Genomic DNA, 24298 nt, shown 5'->3' with positions numbered 1-24298 from the left:
CAAGGCTATCCACGTGTTCTGTCATCGCGGGCACAGTAACACTGACCGTGCATATTCAATCATCAGCAACAATGATAGTGATTATCATTGTTGGCGCATTGCGCGCCAATGCCTTGCAGCGCCTGTCATTCAGTTGTCTTTTATTTGTAATGAAATGCCTTGAATTACATTCTCGGATGTTTGTAAGACGTTTCCCTTTCAGATAAGCGGGCTTCCGGAGAGACGAAGTTTCATAGACATCCATCCAGAAAATCGATACGGCACACCTGACTTATCAGGCGATCCGATAGCCAACGATTTCCTCCGAATTCATGCTTTGTCCGTCTACAACGCACGGATTTGAGCATGGAAAAGTTCGACATTCACCGTAAAACCAACTTCGACGCTCTGGTCAATGAGTACGGGCTCGATGGCAGTCGTCTGCTGCCATGGGAGGGTTATCCGATGCCATTTGCCGGTGGCTGGTGTGTCGTTCGCCCCGGTACCAGCAGTGAAGCCCACACCCAGATCGATCAGGAAATCTTCATTGCCATCAAGGGGCGCTCCAGGCTGGTAGTCGGTGAACGGGAAATGGAGTTTGCCGTAGGGGACATCGCGGCAATCCCCAAACACACCAATCACTACGTCATCAATGATTCCGATGAGGACTTTCATTTCTACGTGGTCTGGTGGGACATGAACTACGTGAATGCCTTCGTCGCACAGCACAACGAGACGACGGGGTGCCTCAATGGCTAAGTTCATTGTGACCATCACCCCGCCCACGCCCAACGGTGATCTGCACATCGGTCATATCGCCGGGCCGTTTCTGGCAGCCGATGTCTTCACTCGTGTTCAACGCCAGCGCGGCCATGATTGCGTGCTGGTTTCCTACTCGGACGACTATCAGTCCTACATGTTGCGCAAAGGCATGGAGCTGAATGTCGATCCGGTGGAACTGGCCAATCGCAACTCGGACCGCATCGAGGCTTCGCTGGCTGCGATCAACATCAAGCCCGACAACTGGATGCGTCCTTACCGGAATCCATGGTTCGAGCAATCGGTTGGCGAGGTATTCGGCAAGGTCCGCCAATCCGGTTTCATCGAGTTTCGCGATGCCGAGGAACCGTACTGCCCGGACTGCCGGGTATGGGGTTATGAAGCTTTCGCCAGGGGCAACTGCAATTATTGCGGTGCCGAGTCCGATGCCAGCCAGTGCGAAAACTGTGCCCAGGCTCCCGACGCTGCCTTGATGACCGACCTGCATTGCAAGCTGTGCAAGCAACCGTCGCAATGGAAGTCCACCCATCGTGCCTTCATGAAGCTGGCGGCGTTCAAGCCGGTCCTGCAAGAAAGGCTGTTGCTCCGCAAATGGCGCAGGCCGCTGGACAACTGGCTGCGCGAGACCGTGGAGCATCTGCATGACTGGGGTGTTACGCGCCCTGAAGATGGCGGGCTGGATCTGGAGGCCGACGGTTCATGCCGGGTGCATACCTGGTTCATGGGGCTGGCCGGTTACATGGCGGCTTTTCGGGAGTATGCGGATCGGGCCGGACGCCCCGAGCTGTTCCGTCAGTACTGGCAATCGGGGCAGGGGACGCTGGTGCATTTTCTGGGTTTCGACTGCGTGTTCAGCCACGCCATCGTGTATCCGGCGCAACTGTCGACCCTGGATGATATCAAGGTCAGCCAGCGCTTCATTCCCAACCAGTTTCTCAAGCTCGATGGCCTGAACCTGTCCACCAGCCGCAACCATGCCATCTGGGTCGGTGATCTGGCCCGTGAAGCCTGCGCCGACAGCGCTCGTTTGTATCTGGCCAGTATTGCTCCTGAAGAAAGCGAAGGCGATTTCCGTCTGCAGCACTTCCAGCAATGGCGCCAAAGCGTATTCAACGAATTCTTCCCGGCCTTGCTGGACGCCGGGCAGCGCTGCGATGACTGCTGGTGGAGTGGCGTCTGCGGCCAGGATGCCGGTCTGCTTGAAGCCCTGCGTCTGCAATGGATCAAGGCTTCAGACCCCGAACATTTCTCGATGAAGGGCATGGCTCAGGTGCTGCTGGATGTGATTGCCATCACTGCTGCACGCCTTGCCGAAGGGCGACCGGTGATTCATCTGGCGGCATTTCTGGCGGTCATCGGCAAACCGCTGATCCCGCAGATGTCGGCGCGCATCGTCACGGCATTCCGGCTGCCCGAAGCGCGGGTCAATGCCACGGTCATGTCCGGCTCGGCCGCTGAATACTCCATCTGAGCAGGAACATCCCGATGTTCATCGATTATGAAATTGCGGTGATCGGCGCTGGCATCGTGGGAGCCAGCATTGCCGCAAAACTGAGCAGTACGGGTGTTTCCGTGGCACTGATCGACAAGGGCGCGGCAGGAGCCCTGGGTTCCAGCAGCTATTCCGGCGGGCTGGTGCGGCTGTATGACGCCGACCCGCTGCTGATGGAGCTGGCGGCCTATTCCATTGGTTTGATGGATGAGGGCGTTTTCGCCACGACCTATTCCAATGCATTGCGCCGTACCGGCGTGATTTATCGCGCCGCGCCGGATCAACTGGAGAATATCTGGAGCGCGATTCGTCAGCACGCCAAAGTGCGCTACCCGATGCATCTGGTCGGCACTCATGAGCTTGACGGCGTGCATTATCCGCACTGTCACAAGGACGCGCGGGTCAATCTGTTCGAGCCGCGTGCCAGTGTGGGCAATGTGCGTCAGGCCGTGGCCTTGTTGAGCAATGTGGTTCGCCAGTACGGATTGTTGCTGGAGCACAGCGAAGTCAGAGCCATCGACTGCCGTTCCAGTCACGATGTGCGTATCGAACTGGGCAGTGCCACCTTGCGCTGCCGGGCTGTGGTTATCGCCGCCGGTGCCTGGAGTCCGGATCTGCTGCCGGGCATGGACTTCGGGCTTGAAACCCGTTCCATTCCCCTGGCACGAGTGATGACCGAAAGTACCTGGTTCATGCCGGTGATCGACGCCGTCACCCAGGCTTACGCAATCCCTCTGACTCGCAATATCGTGCAGACCGGCTGTGGCTTGCGAGAGGCGGGTGCCTGGCCGCAGAGCCTTGCCCTGCCTGATGAGCGTCATGCCCTGGATGCTCGTCAGCGACTGCAGCAACTGTCGGCATCCACCGGCCTGATCAGCGTGCTGGATGTACTGCCGGGCTTTGACAGCTACAGCCCCGATGGCAGGCCGCTGGTGGGGTTCTGCGGCAAGCACAGCCCGGTTTATCTGGCTACCGGGATGTCCGGGCTTGGCTTCAAGTTTGCCCCGGCGATTGCACAAATTGCTTTCGACCAGTTGCGCAGTCATCTGGCAGGTCAGGAGCTGGGCAGTGAATGGTCGCTCCTCTCACCGACCCGCACCTGCAATGGTTCCGCCGAGTCGAGCATACAGCCATGACCCTAGTGCAGAAGTCGCGCCTCCTGCGGGTTGGCGTCAGTGCGTTGTTCGATCCCCATGACACGCCCCATGCCCGAACCTTTCTGCGTGCGCTGGCTGTGGCCCGCAACTTCATTCCCGGGCTGGACCGTGTGGAATGGTGTTTTCTCGACGATGGTGCCAATGCCGCACGCGGCGCAGAAGTCGCACGCCAGATGATCGACCGGGAAGTCGATCTGGTGGTCGGGCACTTCTCTTCCGATGCGGCGCTGAGTGCCGCGGCAGTTTATCGGCAAGCGGGAATCGCCTTGTTGACGCCTGCTGCGACCATCGACTGCCTGACGCTGGAGCACTCCAACGTCTTTCGCTTTTGCCCGTCGGATCGGCAACTGGCCAATGATTTGCTGGCCTGGCTGAAAAACCGTGACTGGCGAGTCCTGCATATCGCTGCTGACGACAGCGCACACGGCCAGGCCTTGGCCAGATCTATTGCCGTGGCGGCGCAACAGGCGGGGCTGCGCCAGGTTCACGAGCCCGGGCAGGCTCAGGTGGAAGTCTTCGCCGGGCGCTTGCAGGCCAGTCGCGAGCACTGGCTTGCACGACGCCGCTCAGGCAGCAAACGACCTCTGGTGCTGACCGACGACGCCGCATCGCCTTACCTGGGCTCTGCACAGGCCGATGATTGCGACACCTATGTCATCGGTTTCGGTGTGGCTGGTCCGGCTGAAGAGTCGGAAGGCTCTTCGTGTCACGCAACGGATCTTCATCGACAGCTGTACGGCGCAATGCCGCAAACCTATTACCGCGAAAGCCTGCTGATGTTTTACGTGCTGGCGGTACTGGCCAACAGCAACGGGCGCAAGGCCGAGCTGTTGGATGCCTTGAGCAACACCACTTTCGACACTCCGCTGGGCCTCGTCGGTTTCGACCGGGGCGAATGTCGGGGTGCGTTCAACAGTGTCTGGAAACTGGGCGAGGGAGGGCTCGTCCCCGTTACCGAATAGCGCAACACCTCTATCTGCTTACTGCCATTTACTCCAGTTCTAAGGATGGTTATTCAATGGGTAACTTAGCACCACACATGTTTAATACCGATGCGGTCTGTATTGGTTTCGGACCGGCAGGTATTGCACTTTCCTGTGTGTTTGAAGATGCGCGGGAAGTCGATGACCCACTGTCTCGCCTGACGGTTCGTTATCTTGAAGCCGCGCCGGATACGCAATGGCATCGCGAGTTGCTGCTGGCCGGAACCGATATCAATCACCATGTCTTTCGCGACCTGGTAACGCCGCGCAACCCCCGCAGCCGTTTCTCGTTCGCCATGTACCTGAAAAGCCAGGGCCGCATGTTCGACTTCGGTCTGCTGGGCCGTCCTGCCAGCCGTCATGAATGGTCGGACTACGTTGCCTGGGTTGCCCGACAGGTCGACAGCCACACCCGCTTCAATGCGCCCGTCACTGAAATCCTGCCGGTCATTCGTGACGGCCGGTTGTGCGAGGTGCGGGTCAAGACACCGGATGCCAGTTTCAACACGCGCAATATCGTGCTCTCCAGTGGCAGTGCGCCAAGAGTGCCGGTGGAGTTCCAGGCGCTGCTTGGCCCGACCTTGTTCCATACCTCGCAATTCCTGACGCGCCTCAAGGCCTTTGGCGAGCAGCTGCCCAAGCGCTGGCTGGTGCTGGGCTCCGGGCAGAGCGCCAGCGAGTCGGTGCTGGAGCTGATCGGACGCGACAGCAGCATCGAGGTGCATTCGGTGCATCGTTCCGCAGGTTTCAAGCTGACCCAACTGGGCCAGTTCCCCAACCGGGTTTTCGCCCCGGATCATGTCGATTACTTCCATGACCTGAGCCCTGCCGCACGCCACCGATTCCTCGACTGGAGCCGGTCGACCAACTACGCCGGCATCGATCCGGATGAGAGTCAGAAACTGTTCTCGATGATCTACGAAGACACCATTGCCGGTCGCAAGCGCCTGCAGACCTATGGTTACCGAGTCATTTCCCACGTGGAAAAGATCGATCAGGGCTATCGCGTGGCCTTGACCGACACCTTCAGCCAGCGCACCGAAGTGCTGGAAGTGGATGTGATCGTGCTGGGCACGGGTTACCAGCAGTATCTGATCCCGCCGTTGCTGAGCAACCTGCAGCCCTGGCTCAAGGCCGATCTGGATGGCGGTCTGGTCATCGACAGGAATTACAACGTCGCCACTCAGGGCGAGTGCGACGTGGGTATCTGGGTCAACGGCCTGTCCGAACGGACCCATGGCATCAGTGACAGCCAGTCGTTTTCCCTGATGGCATTGCGCGCCGAGCGTATCGCCAATGCCCTTGGACACACCCTCGACTCCCTGGCCGATGCCCAGCTCCTGACACAGTGAAGTGATCCTCATGTACGACAATATCTGCGATATCGTTCACGACCAGACCTTTCTCAAGGTCGCGGGCCTGGGGCATGAGTTTTTCCTGAAAATGGAATCGCTCAACCCGGCAGGTTCCATCAAGCTCAAGACTGCCGTCGGCCTGGTCGATGACTTGCAGGCCCGTGGCCTGATCGGCCCGGACACCATTCTCATCGAGTCCTCGTCCGGCAACCTGGGCGTGGCCCTGGCGATGATCTGCGCCGAGCGTTCGATCAGATTTACCTGTGTGGTCGATCCCAACAGTTCCAATCACAACATCCGCATGATGCGCACTTACGGTGCCGAGGTGATCCAGGTCGATACGCCGGACGCCAATGGCGGTTTTCTGGGCACACGTATCGCCCTGATCCGTGACAAGGTCAGCAGTGACTCGCGCTATGTCTGGCTCAACCAGTATGAGAATGCGGCCAACCCCCGAGCCCATGCGCGGACGACGGCACGCTCCATCGCTCGACATTTCGGGCATGTGGATTATCTGTTCGTGGGCGCCGGTACTACCGGAACCCTGATGGGCTGCGTGCAGTATTTTCAGCGTCACCATCCCACCACCCGGATCATTGCCGTGGACAGTGTCGGCTCGGTGACTTTCAACACTCCCGCCAGCCGCCGTTTCATTCCGGGACTGGGCACCAGCCAGCGACCGCCGATCTTCAACGCCGAAGGCATTCATGCCCTGGAAATGGTGCCTGAATCGCGCACCGTTGCCATGTGCCGGGTATTGGCGCGCAGCAAAGGCCTGCTGGTCGGTGGTTCGACCGCCACTGTGGTGGCGGCCGTGCATGCCTGGCGCGAGCGTATCGAGCCGGGCTCGGTGGTGGTGGCGTTATCCCCGGACTGGGGTGAGCGCTATCTGGACACTCTCTATGACGATTCATGGGTCGAGCAGCGCTTTGGCAATGAAGTGCTGAACATGACCCTGGCGGACATGCCGATCGTGCCCGAGTGGACCACCTACCTGGCCGCCGAACGCCTGCGCCAGACGCCGTTTCATGTGGTGGATGGCGAGGCTGTAGCGAGGATTCTGGCCGACGATCCGCAGGCCTGCATCGACGATGTGCAGCGTGCGTATCTGGAGCATGAAGCAGGGCGTTCCATCAATCCCGACAGTTACTTTCTGCGCTTTCCCCAGGCCCCGGCCAATCGAATCATCGCTTTGCCGGCCAGCCTGTCGGGTGAACAGCCGGTCAGTGGCATCAAGTGGATTTCCAGCTTTCCCGGCAATATCGACACAGGGTTGCAGCGTGCCTCGGCGGTGCTGATCCTCAACGATCCGCTGACCGGCTATGCCTTTGCGTGCCTGGAAGCTTCGCGCATCAGTGCCATGCGGACGGCGGCTTCGGCCGTGCTGGGGGCGCGCTGGTTGAACCGGCAGCAACGCAGTGTCCGTCGAATCGCCTTTATCGGCGCGGGGTTCATTGCCCGCACGATTCTGGACATGTTCGTCAGTGATGGCTGGACGATGGATGACGTGAGTGTATTCGACAAGCATGTGGAGTCGGCCCTTGCCTTGATCGAACACGCTTCGACCCGCCATCAATTGACCAGTCACCCTGCGGATCTGGAAAGCAGCCTGCAGGCCGATGTGGTGGTGTTTGCGACCACCGCGCCAAGCCCTTACGTGGAAGATTATCCGTTCCGACCCGAGCAGGTGATTCTCAATATCTCATTGCGTGATCTGGGGCCAAAGGTCATTGCCGGTTCCAACAATATCCTTGATGACGTGGAGCACTGCCTCAAGGCCCAGACCTCGCCGGATCTTGCGGTGCAGCATTACCAGGACCGCTCGTTCATCAACGGCACCCTGGCGCAACTGATGCTGGGGCAGATCGAGTTGAAGCCGGACCGAGCGACGATCTTCTCGCCGTTCGGGCTTGGAGTGCTGGATCTGGCGGTGGGGCAGCGGGTGTATCAGCAGGCGATTACCGACTGCACGGCGTTGTCCGTGCCCCGGTTCTTCTTTGAGTCGAACCGGTGGTGATGGCTATGCAGACTCTTTCCATCGAACGTTTTATTGATGAGCCGGTTCCGGTAATCGAACCTGAAACACGCAAGGTCGCCATTATCGGCATGGGCTCCAGAGGACTGAGTATCCTGGAGCAGTTGATTGGCATGGCTCGCGATGACCGGAGCTGGCGCTGGCTGATCGAAGTCTTCGATCCGCAATTGCCCGGCGGTGGCTTGCACCTGGCCGAGCAGCCGGACTACCTGATGCTCAACACCATGGCCGGCCAGCTTTCGGCGTTTTCCAGTGCGTTTCCGGTCTGCGAGCCGGTGGGCATGACCTTTCTGCAATGGTGTACAGCCCGTGGCGTGCGTCTGGATGAGCGTGGCCACACCAGTGACGACGAGAACGCTCGGCCCATCGGGTTTGGCGATTTTGTGCCGCGCAAGCTGCTGGGTCGCTACCTGCAGGACAGTTATCGGTTTTTGCTGGAGCAGTGTCCGGCCCATGTTCAGGTGCGCCATTACCCTGAGGAAGTGACCGGTTGTCAGCCCTTGTCGGGGATGTCGGGCTTTTGTCTGCAGACCGCCAATGGCAGACCGTTCACGACCGAAGCGGTATTTCTCACCAGCGGGCATGTGCCTGAAGTTCTTGCTGAACAGGCCGTGGGTGAGCGGGTCGCCATCGAAGGTCTCGGGCTGACGGCCATGGATACCCTTGCTTCATTGACCGAGGGGCGAGGCGGGCGCTATGAGCGCGACGCTGGCTTTGCTGGCTGGCGTTACATTGCTTCGGGACGCGAGCCGCACATCAGTCTGTTTTCCCGTTCCGGGCTGGCGTTCCATGCCCGACCGCAATGGAGCCCGGCCAGCACTGCCAGATTGCCCAGACTGTTTTTCACGGCCCGGGCCATCGAGGTCTTGCGGCAACAGAGTGCGACCGGGCAACTGGATTTCGAGCAGGACATCCTGCCGCTGATCAAGGACGAGATGCGTGGGGTGTTCTATCAGGCCAGGGTCCGGCTCGAATCCCCCGAGCAACTGGCGTCTGTTCAGCAATGGCTTCGGGAGGCTCAAAGTGCCGAGGCGCGAGAGTCCCTGTTCGCCCGTCTGGCCGGAGAGTGGGGCGAGTTCGAGCCTGCACGGTGGCTGCCAACCCGGCGCTGGACGGGGCAGGCCAGCGATTACAGTCAGTGGTATCGCGACTGGATCGAACATGACCTGGCGCTCAGCCGTCGAGGCACTGCGCTGAGCCCGCTGAAGCAGGCACTGGAAGTCTGGCGCGATTATCGGGATCTGCTACGAATGCTGGTGGATCGAAACGGGCTGACGTCAGCCTCGACCCTTGAGTTCTATGGCACCTGGGCCGGGCTTTCCAACCGGCTGGTCGGCGGTCCGCAAAAGGAGCGTTACGAAGACCTGCTGGCCTTGATGGATGCCGGTGTGGTCACAGTCCTGCCGCCGATGGAAGACATGGACTGTTCGGGATTCGGCAGGGTCATCAAGGCCCGGGTCCCCCATAGCGGCCTGTCCCGTAGCCATCAGGGGGTGATTGGTGACTTGCAGCGTCAGGGGCTGGTCCGCGCTGCCCATGCCTATCCCGCCGACGGCATCGAGACGGACAGCGTCGGTCGGGCGTTGAGCGTCGATGGTTCGGTCCAGCAAAGGCTCTGGGTTCTGGGGCCTGCCGTCGAGGGCTGCACTTTCTATAACCACTATGTTCCCACGCCGGACCCGGGCTGCCGGGCGCTTATCGAAGCGCGACTGGCGGTCGAGTCCTGCATGGGTGCATTGGGCGTGAACGCTTCAACAGCCGTCGGGCTGTAATCCGCAACATTACTTATTGAATTGAACAGGATAGTTTTTCATGTACGAAATCACGTTGTTGACCGCGCTCGCCGGTGCTTTCATCGTTTTGATTATCAGCCCCGGTCCCAACTTTCTGGTCATTACCCAACTTTCATTCAGTCAGTCCAGGCAACAAGGAATTTGCGCCGGGCTGGGCGTTGCGTCGGGCAGCATCATCTGGGCATTGTTGGCGGCCACCGGTCTGGGGCTGATCTTTCAGCAATTGCCCTGGTTGCAGCCGGCTCTGCAATTGCTCGGGGGCGCTTACCTGACCTGGCTGGGCAGCAAGAGTCTGCGCAGCGCGGGCAGTCAGCCCAAGCCGCGTGATATCCAGGCTCTGGGCATCGGTAGTCTGAGCCGTGCCTATCGCTTTGGCCTGCTGACCAATATGACCAACCCCAAGGCGCTGGCTTTCTACACCAGCGTATTTACCACCGTCACCACGCCGGGCATGCCGATGTGGGTGCGTACTGCCGGAGTTTCGATCATCGCGATTCTGGCTATTTCCTGGTTTGTCTTGCTGGCGACACTGTTTTCGATTCCCGCTGTGCAGGCGCGCTATCAGCGCATGAAGAAGGCCATCGACATCATTACCGGGCTGTTCATGATCGTTTTCGGTCTGCGGCTGCTGATCGGTTTATTGCCTGCCGGTGTTATCGGTTGAAACAACTATCGCCTCGATAAGGAATGGACACATGCACACTAACGACTGGAACTATCCCACTTCGATCCGGGTGGGCGCGGGGCGTGTCAGCGAGTTGGCCGACGCCTGTCGCGTCACGGGGATCAAGCGCCCGTTGCTGATTACCGATACGTTTCTGGGCAGCACCGACATGATTCACAACGCTGTGGCCGACTGCCGCGAAGCGCTGGGGCACTGCGGCCTGTTCGATCAGGTCAAGGGTAATCCCACCGGCGACAATGTCGCCAATGGCCTGCTGGCATACAAGTCGGGAGGGCATGACGGTGTCATCGCCTTTGGTGGCGGTTCGGCACTGGATGCGGCCAAGGCGGTGGCGCTGATGTCGGGTCAGACCCGCCCGCTCTGGGATTTCGAGGATATCGGGCAGAACCATTTGCGGGCCGATCCTCTGGGGATTGCGCCGGTCATTGCCCTGCCTACCACGGCGGGAACGGGGTCGGAAGTGGGGCGGGCGTCGGTCATCACCGACGAAGAGGCGCGGGTCAAGCGCACCATCCTGCATATCCGCATGCTGCCGCGCATTGCCATTCTCGATGCCAACCTTACCCTTGATCTGCCTGCACAGCTGACCGCAGCCACTGGCGCTGACGCGCTGACTCACTGTATGGAAGCCTACTGCTCACCGGTCTATCACCCGATGGCCGAGGCTGTGGCGGTCAAGGGCATGCAATTGATCAAGGCCTACCTGCCCAGAGTCGTGGCTGACGGTCACGATCTCGAGGCCCGTCAGCAAATGCTGGTGGCTTCAAGCCTGGGGGCAGCCGCCTTCCAGCGAGGGCTGGGCGGTGTGCATGCCATCGCCCAGAGTCTGGGGGCCTTGTATGACCTGCACCATGGTTTGCTCAATGCCATTCTGTTGCCCTATGTCCTGCAAGCCAACCAATCGGCCTTGACCACACAAATGGATGACCTGGCGGTTTACCTGCGTTTGCCCAGACCGGGTTTCGAGGGCGTCATGCAATGGCTGCTGCAACTGCGGGAAGAGATCGGCATCCCTCACACCTTGGGTGCGATTGGTCTCGATGAGCGGGATGCGGAACTGGTCGGGCGTATGGCCTTTGCCGATGGTTGCTCGCATACCAATCCGATCCCTCATTCGGCCCAGGTCTATTCGCAGATATTCAGTCATGCGGTCAGAGGGCAGTAACGCATGCCGTCTGTCGATGCGCGGAGCATGGAGCGGCTGGCCGAAGTCTGGCAGGGCTTTGTCGACCGGGGCTCGATTGTGGGAGGCGTGCTGTTGGTGGCCCAAGAGGGCGAGCTTCGCTATGCCTCTGCCCGTGGCTGGGCCGATCGTGAAAGACGTACAACGGTCACGCGCGATACCCGGTTTCGTCTGGCTTCTCTGAGCAAACTGCTGACCTCGGTCACGGCTTTGCGGCTCTGTGAGCTGGGAATCCTGTCGCTGGAGGATCCGGTGACGAACTGGCTCAAGGACTTTCGTCCCCGGATGGACGATGGGCGAGAGCCGGTCATCACTTTGAGGCATTTGCTGTCGCACACTGCCGGCCTGAGCTATGGCTTCGAGCAACCGCCAGGTAATCCCTATGACCTGGCCGGTGTGTCGGACGGGCTGGATCTTGTCGCCATGGACCTGCAGCAGAACCTGCAACGTCTGGCCAGTGTGCCGCTGTTGTTCGAGCCGGGGACTGCCTGGGGCTATTCGCTGGCCACGGATGTGATGGGGGCTGTTATCGAACAGGCGACCGGCCATGGATTGCCGCAAGCGGTAGCACGTTGGGTGACGCAGCCATTGGGCATGAAGGCGACAGGTTTCCGTTTCGATGACGATCAACCGTTGGCCTGCGCTTACAAGGACGGGATTCGCGGTCCCGAGCGGGTAGTGAAGCATGATCTGCTGGCGCTCGACAGCGGTCATGCCTGGCTGTCGTCGAACCGTGCCTTTGAGTCGCAGGCTTATGCTTCTGGTGGAGCAGGGATGCTGGGTACTGCCGATGATTATCTGCGTCTGCTGGAGTGCCTGCGTCTGGGCGGTTCACCGATATTGAACGCCGCGAGTACCGCCAGCCTGTTGGGCAACGCCATTGGCGAAACGAGGCTGGCGGGCAGGGGTGCAGGCTGGAAGTTCGGCCTTGGTCCGGTGCTCCTGACCGATCCCGATCTGGCCCGACATCCTCAGGGCGCGGGCACCTGGTCGTGGTGTGGTTTATACGGCTGTCATTACTGGGTCGATCCGCAGGACGGGATCAGCCTGGTTGTCCTGACCAATACCGCCGTGGCTGGAGCATGGGGTGCGTTGGCCGATGGGCTGGTCGAGGCGATCTACGGTTAGAACGGGCCAGTATCAGTATCTGCCACTGGTGGGAGGCAGCTTGCTGGCGACTTCACGTTGAAGGGCTGGGCATTTTCAGTGTCTGAAACGGGTTGTCGCGGCCAAGACCCTTCCCGCGATCCTGGCCACCCTGAGGGTCAGGCCCTGGCAAACTGCTTGCGGTAGCTGCTGGGGCTGATACCCACCAGATTGCGGAAATGTCGGCGGAAGGACTCTTCCGAGCCAAACCCTGCTCTGTCTACCACCTCATTGAGGCGGATTCGCGAAGATTCCAGCAATTCCTTGGCGTATGCGATGCGCTCGCCCAGCAGCCAGTCATAAGGTGTCAGCCCGGTGCTTTCCATGAAGCTGCGGTGCAGGGTGCGGGTGCTGACGGCGGCACGGGAGGCCATTTCCTTGATGGTGTGCGGGCGTTGCAGGTCGCTGCGGATCCAGTCCATCAGGTTGGATATCGGCCCATCGGCGGCGGCTACCAGTTGCCGTGAGGCGTACTGGGATTGTCCGCCTTCGCGATGGGGCGGGATCACCATGCGTTGCGCCACCATGTTGGCGACCCGGGAGCCGTGATCGTTGCGCACCAGATGCAGCATCATGTCCAGGCCCGCGGCAGAGCCGGCAGCGGTGACGATATTGCCCTGGTCGACATACAACTCGTTGGGCTGAATGGTCAGGCCCGGATACATGGTCGCCAGCAGGTCGGTATAACGCCAGTGGGTGGTCACCTTGTGCCCATCGAGCAAGCCAGCCGCCGCCAGTACAAAGGCTCCGGTGCAGATCGAGCAGATACGTGCCCCGCGTGCATGGGCTGCCTGAAGCTGTTCGATAAGCCGCTGCGGGATTGCGGATTCTACCCCGCGCCAGCCGGGAACGATGATGGTGTCGGCGTTTTCCAGCAGCACGTCACCGGGCGTCGGCACGATGGTAATGCCGCCGGCTGCAGTGATCGGGCCATCATCCACCGGGAAGGTTGCGAACTCATACCAGTTGACGCCCAGTTCAGGTCGTTTCAGAGCAAAGACTTCCACCGTGCAGCCAAATTCGAAGGTGCAGAGCTGGTTGTAGATGAGGGCAACGACGAGATGGTTTTTCATGGCGCGATGTTACCGGATATTGGCATTACCGACAGTAGTTCGGTGTGATGCTACTGGGTAATCTGACGGCTGTCACCAAGTACTCTGGAGCCCCTTCATGTCACTCAATATCGGTATCTATGTCTATGACGACGTCGAAGTCCTTGACTTCGCAGGGCCCTATGAAGTGTTCACCACTGCCACACGCATGCACGCACGCAAGAGCCGCGACGAACGGCCACTGTTCAACGTATTCACCATCGGCCGAAGCACCGCTTCGGTACGCGCCAGGGCCGGCCTGAAGGTCGACCCGGACTATTCGATCCACGATCACCCGGCCATGGACTGCCTGATTGTGCCGGGCGGCGTGGTGAATGCCGAACTGGAAAAGCCGGATGTCATCCACTGGATCAGCGACCAGTCCGTACCCGGTCGTGTGGTTGCCGCCGTCTGCACCGGTGCCTTCATGCTGGCCAAGACCGGCAAGCTGGCGGGCAAGCAGGTCACCACTCATTGGGAAGACATCGCCGATCTCAAGGAAATGTTCCCCTCCATCGATGTGCTGAGCACCCTGCGCTGGGTCGACGAAGGGGCCTTCGTGACTTCAGCAGGCATTTCCGCCGGTATCGACATGAGTCTGCACTTGGTCGAACGCCTGCACAGCCGCGAACTGGCGGAACGTACCGCACTGCAACTAGACTTCGACTGGACCGAAAACGACTAGGCTTTGCACGTAAACTGGCTGCGCGTCGCTCATGCTGCGTTGAAACCGGGCTCGGAATGCTTATTTACACCCAGTAAAGTCGGGCGCGACTCCGACCGTTCCTTGCCTGTTTCGCCTGCCTGAGTACCGCTCGCCGAGTTTTCGTACAAAACCTGAGCCATCCTGCCGTTACGTTTGTTTTCTGCTTTTTCGCAAGCCTCGGTGCCGATATTACCTCTGGCTGACAGTCAGTCAGCCATGCGGGGGCATCACTGATGACCGTTGCGTACTTGTGCGTAACGCATCTTTTTCTCGAAAAATGCAGCGGTCGCTTTACCTCGCCTGAATCATCCCTCTGAACTGTCCTTTGGCAGGCAGCGGGATTGCGTTTGCGGGGCTTCTTGTATTCCCTTCACCAACCTGCTCAATTGCAGGCCCGCGCCCATTTCGCCACGTCCAGAGTGCAGGAAATATGAAAACCCATTTCTTCAAAGTCGTTCAAGCCGTTGCATTGCATGGTTCTTTCTCGGAGGCTGCGGCCATTCTGGGTTGCAGTCAGTCCAATATCAGCTACGCCATCAAGGAGGTTGAGGATTTCTTCGAAAAACGCCTGTTCATCCGCAGCCGCACAGGCTGCACCCTGACCCCGGAAGGAAAAGTCATTACCCAGACCCTGGGAAACATCATGGCGACGCTTGAGCAACTAAAAAAAATGGGGCCAGCGGTACCGTCACCATCCACTATTTCACCCATATTCTCGAAACGAGTCTGGATACATCACTGGATTTCCTGGCCCGGTTTTACCCGGATATCCATTTGAGCGTTGTGCACAGCAACGAACAGAACCCTTCCCTGGATCCCTTGAGAAAAGAGCTGGCCGATATCCTGATTCTGCCCAGCACAGTGTTGAGCGAGCACTATATCGAGCATCATCACTGGTCCGACTATTACGTGCTGGCCTGCGCCAAGAGCCGACAACCTTCGATGCGCAGCTTTACCGAGCTCTCGCAAACCGTGCGCTATGTCGCCTGGCGTCATCCGGGTCTGGAGCGACTGCACAATCATCTGGCCTCGGCCCAGTTGCGCTTCAGCCATCGGGGCGAACTCAGCTGCGTGGAAACTCTGCTGGACCTGGTAGTCAAGGGACATTGCATTTCGATCCTGCCCAGCGCCTTGCTGACCGGTCGTTTCCGCGACCTTGAGCCCGTTCCGTTACCTACGGTGATCATGCGCAATATCAGCGTCATTGCTCGGCCCACATCGCTGCTGTCCAATGCGTCCAATGCCGTGCTGCAGACCCTGAAAAAACCGTCCCTTGTTCCGGTTCAGCGTCTGGCCACGTAAACCGGATGCAACGTTTTCCATCGCCGGCGCTCATACCCATAGGTAGTGAATTCGGGACAGGTCGCCTGCGGTCTGTTTTGAGCTAATGGACGTGGATGACTGAACCTATGACGACACCGGACAAGCAGTATCTGGACTGGCTGGTTGAACAATCGATGCTCAATACCGCAAGGCAGCGGGCCAAATCCTATGGCGGACAGGGCAGGTTATGGCAGCGCCCCTTTGCCCAGGCCCGTCCCAGAGATGCTTCGGCGATAGCTTCTGTCTGGTTCACAGCTTATCCGGCGTCGATCATCACCCGTGAAGGCGGTTCGGTTCTGGAGGCTCTGGGGGATGAAGCGCTTTGGCACTCATTGTCCGAGATCGGCATCCAGGGTATCCATAACGGACCGCTCAAGCTTTCCGGTGGCCTGCAAGGTCGCAGTCTCACCCCCAGCATCGACGGCAATTTCGACCGGATCAGTTTCGGTATCGACCCGCAACTGGGTACCGAAGCCCAGTTACTGAATCTCAGTCGTATCGCTGCTGCGCACAATGCGGTCATCATTGATGATGTGATTCCGTCACATACCGGCAAAGGCGCCGATTTCCGCCTGGCGGAAATGGCCTATGAGGATTACCCCGGCCTCTACCACATGGTGGAGATCCGCGAGGAGGACTGGTCACTGTTGCCGGATGTGCCTGCTGGAAGGGATGCAATCAACCTGATGCCCGAGGTGGTCGATCAGCTCCGGGACAAGCATTACATCGTCGGACAATTGCAGCGGGTCATTTTCTTCGAGCCGGGTGTCAAGGAAACCGACTGGAGTGCCACAGCCGTCGTTCATGGTGTGGATGGCAAGGCCCGGCGCTGGGTTTACCTGCATTACTTCAAGGAAGGTCAACCCTCGCTCAACTGGCTGGACCCCAGTTTTGCCGCGCAGCAGATGATCATCGGCGATGCACTGCATGCCATCGATGCCATGGGCGCCAGAGTTCTGCGGCTGGATGCCAACGGTTTTCTGGGCGTGGAACGCAAGGCCGAAGGTACCGCCTGGTCGGAAAGCCATCCGCTGTCGATTACCGGCAACCAGTTGCTGGGTGGCGCGATCCGCAAGGCGGGCGGTTTCAGCTTTCAGGAGCTGAACCTGACCCTGGACGATATCGCAGCCATGTCCCATGGCGGTGCCGATCTGTCCTATGACTTCATTACTCGGCCTGCCTATCAGCATGCACTGGTGACCGGCACCACCGAGTTTCTGCGTCTCATGCTGCGTCAGGTGCATGCGTTCGGCATCGATCCGGCGTCCTTGATCCATGCGTTGCAGAACCATGATGAACTGACCCTGGAACTGGTGCATTTCTGGACCCTGCATGCCCATGACACGTACCACTATCAGGGGCAGACCTTTCCCGGAAATATCCTGCGCGAGCATATCCGCGAAGAGATGTACGAGCACCTGGCGGGAGAGCATGCCCCCTACAACCTCAAATTCGTCACCAATGGTGTGTCCTGCACCACGGCCAGTATCATTACGGCAGCCTTGGGGATTCGTGATCTCGATACCATCACCGAGGCAGATATCAGGCAGATCCAGCACATCCACTTGCTGCTGGTGATGTACAACGCCATGCAGCCCGGGGTTTTCGCCCTGTCCGGCTGGGATCTGGTGGGGGCATTGCCATTGCCTGCCGAGCAGGTCCAGCATTTGATGCAGGACGGCGATACACGCTGGATTCATCGCGGGGCCTATGATCTGGTGGATCTTGACCCGGAGGCAGAGTTTTCCGCCGGCAATATGCCTCGCCCCAAAACCCTGTACGGCAGCCTGATCAGCCAGTTGCAGCGTCCGGACTCGTTCGCCTCGCAGCTCAAGAAAATACTCGCCGTGCGTCGAGCCTACGACATTGCCGCCAGTCGCCAGATATTGATCCCCGATGTGGAGCATCCCGGCCTGTTGGTGATGGTCCATGAGTTGCCCGCCGACAAGGGCATTCAGATAACGGCTCTCAACTTCAGTTCTCAGACCATTGTCGAAACCCTGCACCTGCCGGACATCGCTGCCGGTCTTGTGGTTGACATCATCAATGAGCGAGTGGAAGGGGATCTGACGTCCGAGGGCGAATTCACCATTACTCTGGATGCCTACGAGGGACTGGCATTGCGCGTGGTCAGCACCATTTCTTGACGAAATCATGACATCCGCTCCCCGATAATCACTCACGCCTGAAGGCTTGAGTGATTTCGGGTCGTCGAGCATTGTCCTGTTGTCGGAAAGTCCATGGAAAACAAGCACAGCCTGAAGCAACGTATCGTCACGGTTTTTGCGTTGATGAGCGCACTGATTGCCGGAGTTTTTGCGATAGGTGTCGTTGCTACAGTCCATGTTGTCGAGAAGAGGCTGGCCATCATCACACTCGGCAGTGACTTGCACCGGCTATTGATGATGGAGAACGCAGATGACTGGCGGCATCGGCCTTATAAGCGTTCGCTGTTCTACGTTCAGGGCGGAGCGGGGGACCTGGCGATGACGCCCTCTCTTGAGGAGCTTGGCGAAGGTTTTCATGAGCTGACCTGGGAAAACCGCCCTTATCACGCGATGGTCGAATCCGTGAGCGGCCGCAAGTATGTGCTGTTGCGCGACCTGTACAGCTCCATCAAGCGTGAAAGAATCCTGCTGGTCGTGGTCTTCATCAGCTTTGTGTTGAGCGTGCTGCTGGCCATTCTGTTGGGGCGTTTGCTGGCCCATCGCGTGATTGCGCCGGTGGTAAGCCTGTCTCGCCAGGTCCGGCAGCGTGAACAGTTCATGGGCCTGGCCCCTGCACTGGCCCCCGAATATGCCCAGGACGAAGTGGGCACCCTGGCCTTGGCGTTCGACAAGACCATGGACCAGCTACGTGCCGCACTGGGGCGCGAGAAGCTGTTTACCAGTGACGTCAGCCATGAGCTGCGCACGCCCTTGATGATTCTGATCAGCTCCAGTGAACTGCTGCTGGAAAATCCGAGCCTGGACCCGCGCTCTCATTCACAGGTGGTGCGCATTGCCAGAGCCAGTGCCGCCATGCAGCAACTGGTGGAAACCTTTCTGCTGCTGGCGCGTGCCGAAAGCAATCAACCCAGTCAGGGACCGCGTTCGACACTGTCGATGGTGGCCAGGGAACTGGTCGAATTCTGGAGGGAGCCCATCGGACAGAAAGGCCTGGAGCTGATCCATGAACCTCTCGAAACATCCGACACCCTCTACAACGCGACACTTCTGCATTCGGTCATGGGCAACCTGCTGCGTAATGCCTGGCACTACACCGACCAGGGTTTCATTCGCCTGACCCTGAGGGCGGACAGCTTTGTTGTCGAAGATAGCGGCATAGGGATTCCCGTCGAGAAGCAGCAGGAAATGTTTCAACCCTTTGTCAGGGGCGATGAACAACGAGGCAATGGTCTGGGCCTGGGGCTTTCACTGGTACAACGCATCTGTGCCAACCAGCAGTGGCAGGTGCTGCTGACCAGCCGTGAGCCCAATGGCTGCCGGTTTGAAGTGCGGCTGCACAGCAGTTGAGCGCAGGACCGGATGTATCCGAAAGGCCGTTCAATTGCGCCCGTTCGACCAGCGTTTGTAATCGGCGGGTGTCATGCCGGTCGACTGGATAAAGGCGCGGCGGAATGCGGTTTCTTCGCTGTAGCCGCACTTGAGAGCCACTTGCTTGACGCTGCTGCCCGGCGTTTCCAGAAGCACGCAGGCGGTTTCTATCCTGACCCGAGTGATGAACGTCTTGGGGGATTCATTGGTCAGTTCCTTGAGCCGGCGATGCAGGGTTCGCTCGCTCATGTTCAGGGCTTTTGCCAAGCCTCCTGCTGTCAGTTCGGGATTGATATGGCGGATGATCTGTTCTGCCTGCAGCAATAACGGATCGGCTGCATTGACGAACCCCCGAGGCGCATACACCAGTTGTGGCAGCGGCAGGCTGTCGGCAACGGAAATGTCCGCGGCCAGCCTGGCGACTTCGGCCCCGGCCTGACGTCTGATCACATGCAGGGCCAGGTCGACCCAGGACAGCGGACCTCCTGTGGTGATGATTCCGTCCTGTTCTTCCACGGCCGTGCCCCAGACGGGAAGTGCCCTCGGAAAGCGTTGCTTGAAGGCGTGATGCAGCCACCATGTGGTGGTGCAGCGTCTGCCGTTCAGCAGGCCGGACTCCCCCAGCACAAACCCACCGGCACAGGCTGCGCCAATCAGCATGCCTTTTTCGTGGCTGCTCTTGAGCCAGTCCGCGGCCTGACGGATCGAGTCGGATAACGGCGGCAGCCCGTCCGGCCCGAGGGCCATCCCGGTGACAAGGGCGACATCGCAATCGGTCAGGTCATGAAACGAGCCGTCCACCGGAATCTGCCGACCCTGAGGGTCGCGCATGACCTTGCCATCGGCGCTGACGATGGTGGTTTCGAATTCGAGACCGGCCTGATTGATGAGGCTTTTTGCAGCCCCTTGCGGCGGGCTGCGCAATGCCTGATTGGTGATCCAGAACATATCCGACAGACCGGCAATCGCCGACAGCAGGCTGCCATCCACGGCAACGATCGCAATGCGCATAGGGACTCCTGATGAATGTCACGCATTGGCGAGTTTTGCATGAAACATGTCTGGTTTGCCATCTGATGCCTTTTCGAGAGCCTCTATAGACTTTTCTCCATCAAGTCATTCAGGCGTTTCCCCATGAAGTTTCTCAAATCTGGCCAACTCGCTGCGGCGCTCGGATTGACGATGCTGTTCAGTGCCGGGCAGAGCATGGCCGCCCCTGCAGAGCAGGGCGTGCGCAGTATCGTGCTGGTGCATGGCGCATTTGCCGATGGTTCCAGCTGGTCTCCTGTCATTGCCAGACTTCAGGCCAGGGGCTATCGCGTCACCGCGGTACAGAACCCGCTGACTTCACTGGACGATGATGTCCTTGCCACCGAAAGAGTGCTGAAACGCCAGAAGGGCGATGTGCTGCTGGTGGGCCACTCCTGGGCCGGGGCCGTGATCAGCCAGGCGGGTAATGAAGACAATGTCAAAGGCCTGGTCTATCTCAGCGCGCTGGTTCCCGACAGCGGTGAGTCGGTGGCCGATCTGTTGCACAGGCTCGATGCCCCCATGGAGGGGCTGGTACCCGATGATCAAGGCCTGATCTGGCTGGACGATCCCCAGGCATTTCAGCAGGTCATGGCAGCGGATCTGCCCATGAAAAAGGTACAGGAACTGGCCGCGGTCCAGCAGCCCATATCGGCGGACAGTTTTGCCGGAAAGGTCCGGCATGCGGCCTGGCATGAAAAGCCCAGCTGGTATCTGCAGACGGAAAGTGACAAGGCTCTGCCTCCCGACGTGCAGAAGGTCATTGCCCGGCAGATTGGCGCACAAATCACCTCCATCCGCTCCAGTCATCTGTCTCTGCTTTCTCACCCCGAAGAAGTGGCTGCGCTGATTGACCGGGCCGCCAGGGAAACAGGCCAGGAATCCTCTAACCGATAACCCCCGTAAACGTGAGGCTGAAATGAAAATCCTGCATATCGACTCCAGCATTCTGGGCAATAGTTCTGTAACCCGTGATCTGTCTGCCGCCACTGTGGCTCACATCAAGGCCAGCCATCCCGATGCTCAGGTTGAGTACCGCGATCTGGCTCTCAACGAAATCAGACACCTTAATGGTGCCATTGCAGCCGGATTCCGTCCGGGCGGTAGCAGCGCTGTCGATGACAGCGCCCGGCAGGAACATCTGGTATCGGAAGCGCTGGTAAACGAGTTTCTGGCCAGCGATGTGCTGGTGATCGGCGCGCCCATGTACAACTTTTCTGTGTCGAGTCATCTGAAAGCCTGGCTGGACCGTATTGCGCAGATGGGGCGTACCTTCAAATACACGGATAAAGGTCCTGTCGGCCTGACCGTCGGCAAGCGGGTCATTATCGTCTCGGCTCGTGGCGGTTTTTATGCGCAGGGACCGGCGGGGCATATGGACTTTCAGGAAAGCTATCTAAAGGCCTTCTTCGGTTTTCTGGGCGTCACCGATGTGCAGGTGGTCAGAGCCGAAGGCGCATCGAAAACCGAAGAAGTGCGCAACAAGGGGATCGAGCAGGCCAGGGCGGCAATTGTTGAACTATCGATCTGAAAGGGTTTGACGCTTGCAGCTTGAAGCTTATGGCTGCTTTTTCACTCCAGCGCGCTGCGCAGCAGCGGTGTCAGTTCGTCCATCAGTACCTGAACCGAACGCAATGCCCGGCAATCGGGACGTGTCAGTAGCCACAGGTCGGTGCTGCAGCCTTCCAGGGGAGGGCTCAGCACCTCGCTGCCCGGCAGGTTGCGGGCGGTGAAGTCGGGCATGGCCGCCACACCCAGTCCGGCAGCCACCAGTTGCGAGACGGCCGACATGCTGCTGCATCGATAGCGTGGCACGACGGCAGGAAATGCCTGTCTGCGCCAGATCACCGAGGTATGGTCCGGCATTGAATCGTCCGGGCTGATCCAGGGTACTGAATTCGCGGACTCCTGCAGTGGCTCGCGATAATCCGGGTGGCCGCAAATGACGTAGTGAGCAGTGCCCAGCTGACGGCCGATCAGATGCTCGGGCGGCGTATTGGTCAGGCGCAGGGCAATGTCTGCATCGCGGCGGCTCAGGTTGGCAAAGGTATTGGAGGTCGCCAGCTCCAGGGTCAGTGCCGGGTAGGCCGCCATGAAGCGGGCGAGGGCGGGTAGCAGCAGACTGTGCAGGACGGCGTCGGTGCAGGTCAGGCGCACCGTGCCGCTGACCACATTTTCTCCTTGTTGCAGGGCCACGCGCGCGGCATTGAGAGCCAGCTCCGCTCGTTCGGCCTGCTCGGACATGGCCTGAGCCGTGTCGGTGGGAATGTAGCCGCGACGGTTCTTCTCGAACAGCGCCGTGCCCAATGCCGCTTCGAGCCTTCTGATGGAGCGGAATACCGTGGATATATCCACCTGCAGCAATTCTGCCGCCCGCGCCAGAGTGCGTCCGCGCACCAATGCCAGCACCAGAGCCAGGTCGGCGTGATTGATCTCATATTGCATCGCTGCATATTTCCATTGCCAGAATGCCCATGCCAATTGCAGTAATGACTATCTTAGACTCATGCCATTGAACGCGATAGCGGCTTTACAGGCCCTCGCACATCGTCGAAGAGGTTGAATCATGTCGAACCTTCCCATGATTGGCGTTACCGCGTGTCGTCAACAACTGGGCAAATATTCGTCCCATACGGCAGGTGACAAATATGTCGAAGCAGCCGCGTTTGCCGGTATTCCTGTGGTCTTGCCTGCGTTGACCACGCCAACCGATCCTGTGCAGTTGCTGGCGCATCTGGATGGCCTGCTGTTTACCGGTTCGCCCTCCAATGTCGAGCCGCGCCACTATCAGGGCGCGCCCAGCGCCGAAGGTACCCAACATGATGTGTTTCGTGATCGCAATACCTTGCCGCTGCTGCGGCAGGCCATTGCCAGGGGGGTGCCGGTTTTCTGTATCTGCCGGGGCTTTCAGGAACTGAACGTGGCCCTGGGGGGCAGCCTGCACCAGCGTGTCCATGAACTGCCGGACTACATGGACCATCGCGAGCCGAAAAGCGAGCTGCTGGAAGAGCAATATGCCCCGCAGCATGCTGTACAGGTGCGGCCTGGCGGCGTTCTGGATTCGCTTGGGCTGGCTCCCGGTTTTGAGGTCAACAGCCTGCATAGCCAGGGCATCGACCGGCTGGCGGGAGAGTTGCGTGCAGAAGCCCTGGCACCGGATGGTCTGGTCGAAGCGGTTTCCATGCCTTCAGCGCCCGGATTCGTGCTGGGCGTGCAGTGGCATCCCGAGTGGCAGTTTCTGGACAATCCGGTGTCGTTGCGCCTGTTCGAGGCATTTCGTGAAGCCTGTCAGGTTTATGCGCAACGCCGCAGCCAGCGATAGCCGGACGATGTTCCGTACGCTGGCAAACGTGATTTAATACGCGGCTTTTGTGGGGGTGTGGTGTCTGCCATCAACCGCGCCTAATTCACCGGATATTTCTCATGTAAGGCGGCTATGGACACGGGAGCACGACTCAAGCTGGTACGCGAAAGCTACAAGTTGTCTCAGCGCGAGCTGGCCAGACGCAGCGGTGTGACCAATGCCACGATCTCTCTGATCGAGCAGAATCGGGTAAGTCCTTCGGTCAGTTCTCTCAAGAAACTGCTCGAGGGCATTCCCATGACCCTGGCGGATTTCTTCACCTTCGATCAGCCGCCCGGACAGGACCAGTATGTGTTTCGCGCCAGTGATCAGCCCGATCTGGGGCGTAACGGACTGCGCCTCTTGCTGGTCGGCGCGACGCTGCCGAGCCGGCAGATGCGTTTTCTGCGTGAGCAATACGCGCCGGGTGCCAGTTCCGGTGACGAACCCATCGTGCATGCCGAAGGCGAGGAGTGCGGTCTGGTCACTCGCGGGACAATCGAGCTGACCATCGATGGACAGATCAATATCCTGACTGCCGGGGATGGCTATTATTTCCCCACCACCTTGCCCCATCGTTTCCGCAATATCGGCCAGGACGAGGCCGAAATCATCAGCGCCAACACGCCTGCAAACTTCTGACCGGTCCCCATCGCTTGCACAGGGCAAGCCGATGGGGAGC

General features: G+C 59.4%; 22 protein-coding genes. 19 read left to right on the top strand and 3 right to left on the bottom strand.

Features of this window, described 5'->3' with window-relative positions:
• The first annotated feature begins 345 nt into the window (after positions 1 to 345).
• From JSY17_RS10320 to JSY17_RS10275, 10 genes are read left to right on the top strand one after another with little or no spacing between them, the layout of a single operon-like run.
• Complete coding sequence (locus tag JSY17_RS10320) at positions 346 to 738, top strand: cupin domain-containing protein (protein ID WP_117163154.1); 393 nt, start codon at positions 346 to 348, stop codon at positions 736 to 738.
• On the top strand, positions 731 to 2230 hold the full coding sequence (locus JSY17_RS10315) for a methionine--tRNA ligase (protein ID WP_117183221.1): 1500 nt from the start codon (positions 731 to 733) through the stop codon (positions 2228 to 2230). The genes JSY17_RS10320 and JSY17_RS10315 overlap by 8 nt, the downstream gene beginning before the upstream one ends.
• 14 nt (positions 2231 to 2244) lie before the next feature.
• Positions 2245 to 3387: an NAD(P)/FAD-dependent oxidoreductase gene (locus JSY17_RS10310; RefSeq protein WP_206401670.1), complete on the top strand. Its 1143-nt coding sequence runs from the start codon at positions 2245 to 2247 to the stop codon at positions 3385 to 3387.
• Entirely contained in the window at positions 3384 to 4370 is a 987-nt protein-coding gene (locus JSY17_RS10305) for an ABC transporter substrate-binding protein (protein WP_206401669.1), read from the top strand. The genes JSY17_RS10310 and JSY17_RS10305 overlap by 4 nt, the downstream gene beginning before the upstream one ends.
• Before the next feature lie 56 nt (positions 4371 to 4426).
• A complete protein-coding gene (locus JSY17_RS10300) occupies positions 4427 to 5743 on the top strand; it encodes a SidA/IucD/PvdA family monooxygenase (RefSeq protein ID WP_206401667.1) in 1317 nt (438 codons plus the stop codon).
• Positions 5744 to 5753: 10 nt separating this feature from the next.
• Positions 5754 to 7763 (top strand): 2,3-diaminopropionate biosynthesis protein SbnB, encoded by a 2010-nt coding sequence (gene sbnB / locus JSY17_RS10295; protein WP_117185558.1) that lies wholly within the window; start codon positions 5754 to 5756, stop codon positions 7761 to 7763.
• 53 nt (positions 7764 to 7816) lie between these two features.
• Complete coding sequence (locus JSY17_RS10290; protein ID WP_206401772.1) at positions 7817 to 9553, top strand: FAD/NAD(P)-binding protein; 1737 nt, start codon at positions 7817 to 7819, stop codon at positions 9551 to 9553.
• Positions 9554 to 9593: 40 nt separating this feature from the next.
• The gene (locus JSY17_RS10285; protein WP_122371433.1) at positions 9594 to 10238 is read left to right on the top strand and encodes a LysE family transporter; all 645 of its coding nucleotides are present in this window, start codon (positions 9594 to 9596) and stop codon (positions 10236 to 10238) included.
• Between the two features lie 31 nt (positions 10239 to 10269).
• Positions 10270 to 11424, top strand: a complete 1155-nt coding sequence (locus tag JSY17_RS10280; protein ID WP_206401665.1) for an iron-containing alcohol dehydrogenase — start codon at positions 10270 to 10272, stop codon at positions 11422 to 11424.
• A gap of 3 nt (positions 11425 to 11427) precedes the next feature.
• Entirely contained in the window at positions 11428 to 12570 is a 1143-nt protein-coding gene (locus tag JSY17_RS10275) for a serine hydrolase domain-containing protein (RefSeq protein ID WP_206401664.1), read from the top strand.
• 137 nt (positions 12571 to 12707) lie between these two features.
• Here the strand turns inward: JSY17_RS10275 and ftrA are convergent, their stop codons facing one another.
• Positions 12708 to 13661: a transcriptional regulator FtrA gene (gene ftrA / locus JSY17_RS10270; protein WP_025260304.1), complete on the bottom strand. Its 954-nt coding sequence runs from the start codon at positions 13659 to 13661 to the stop codon at positions 12708 to 12710.
• A gap of 97 nt (positions 13662 to 13758) precedes the next feature.
• On the opposite strand from ftrA, the gene JSY17_RS10265 reads away from it, so the two are divergent.
• The 5 genes from JSY17_RS10265 to JSY17_RS10245 all read left to right on the top strand — a co-directional run bounded on the left by JSY17_RS10265 (position 13759) and on the right by JSY17_RS10245 (position 19223).
• Positions 13759 to 14364, top strand: a complete 606-nt coding sequence (locus tag JSY17_RS10265) for a DJ-1/PfpI family protein (RefSeq protein WP_117163163.1) — start codon at positions 13759 to 13761, stop codon at positions 14362 to 14364.
• 451 nt (positions 14365 to 14815) lie between these two features.
• The gene (locus tag JSY17_RS10260; protein ID WP_232849383.1) at positions 14816 to 15163 is read left to right on the top strand and encodes a helix-turn-helix domain-containing protein; all 348 of its coding nucleotides are present in this window, start codon (positions 14816 to 14818) and stop codon (positions 15161 to 15163) included.
• Positions 15112 to 15687, top strand: a complete 576-nt coding sequence (locus JSY17_RS10255) for a LysR substrate-binding domain-containing protein (RefSeq protein ID WP_232849406.1) — start codon at positions 15112 to 15114, stop codon at positions 15685 to 15687. Before JSY17_RS10260 ends, JSY17_RS10255 begins: the two co-directional genes overlap by 52 nt.
• Before the next feature lie 107 nt (positions 15688 to 15794).
• Entirely contained in the window at positions 15795 to 17855 is a 2061-nt protein-coding gene (gene treS, locus JSY17_RS10250) for a maltose alpha-D-glucosyltransferase (protein WP_122371429.1), read from the top strand.
• A 93-nt stretch (positions 17856 to 17948) separates the two neighbouring features.
• A complete protein-coding gene (locus JSY17_RS10245) occupies positions 17949 to 19223 on the top strand; it encodes a sensor histidine kinase (RefSeq protein WP_206401662.1) in 1275 nt (424 codons plus the stop codon).
• A gap of 30 nt (positions 19224 to 19253) precedes the next feature.
• On the opposite strand, the gene JSY17_RS10240 is transcribed toward JSY17_RS10245, so the two are convergent.
• Complete coding sequence (locus JSY17_RS10240; RefSeq protein ID WP_206401660.1) at positions 19254 to 20255, bottom strand: GlxA family transcriptional regulator; 1002 nt, start codon at positions 20253 to 20255, stop codon at positions 19254 to 19256.
• 123 nt (positions 20256 to 20378) lie between these two features.
• Between JSY17_RS10240 and JSY17_RS10235 the strand changes: the two genes are divergently transcribed.
• Together JSY17_RS10235 and JSY17_RS10230 are read left to right on the top strand one after the other, a co-directional pair.
• Positions 20379 to 21170, top strand: coding sequence for an alpha/beta fold hydrolase (locus tag JSY17_RS10235; RefSeq protein WP_201014616.1), 792 nt, complete (start codon positions 20379 to 20381; stop codon positions 21168 to 21170).
• Between the two features lie 22 nt (positions 21171 to 21192).
• Positions 21193 to 21804 (top strand): FMN-dependent NADH-azoreductase, encoded by a 612-nt coding sequence (locus JSY17_RS10230; protein ID WP_117163169.1) that lies wholly within the window; start codon positions 21193 to 21195, stop codon positions 21802 to 21804.
• A 41-nt stretch (positions 21805 to 21845) separates the two neighbouring features.
• Here JSY17_RS10230 and JSY17_RS10225 read toward each other — a convergent pair whose 3' ends face one another.
• Positions 21846 to 22718 (bottom strand): LysR family transcriptional regulator, encoded by an 873-nt coding sequence (locus JSY17_RS10225; RefSeq protein WP_117185566.1) that lies wholly within the window; start codon positions 22716 to 22718, stop codon positions 21846 to 21848.
• A gap of 121 nt (positions 22719 to 22839) precedes the next feature.
• Between JSY17_RS10225 and JSY17_RS10220 the strand changes: the two genes are divergently transcribed.
• Both JSY17_RS10220 and JSY17_RS10215 read left to right on the top strand, forming a co-directional pair.
• Positions 22840 to 23595, top strand: a complete 756-nt coding sequence (locus tag JSY17_RS10220; RefSeq protein WP_206401659.1) for a gamma-glutamyl-gamma-aminobutyrate hydrolase family protein — start codon at positions 22840 to 22842, stop codon at positions 23593 to 23595.
• 114 nt (positions 23596 to 23709) lie between these two features.
• Complete coding sequence (locus tag JSY17_RS10215) at positions 23710 to 24258, top strand: cupin domain-containing protein (RefSeq protein WP_117163172.1); 549 nt, start codon at positions 23710 to 23712, stop codon at positions 24256 to 24258.
• The last annotated feature ends 40 nt before the right edge of the window (positions 24259 to 24298 follow it).

The organism is Pseudomonas capsici (assembly GCF_017165765.1).
Taxonomy (GTDB): domain Bacteria; phylum Pseudomonadota; class Gammaproteobacteria; order Pseudomonadales; family Pseudomonadaceae; genus Aquipseudomonas; species Aquipseudomonas capsici.
Note: the sequence above shows the minus strand (reverse complement) of the source record. Positions and strands in the feature narration are given on the sequence as shown.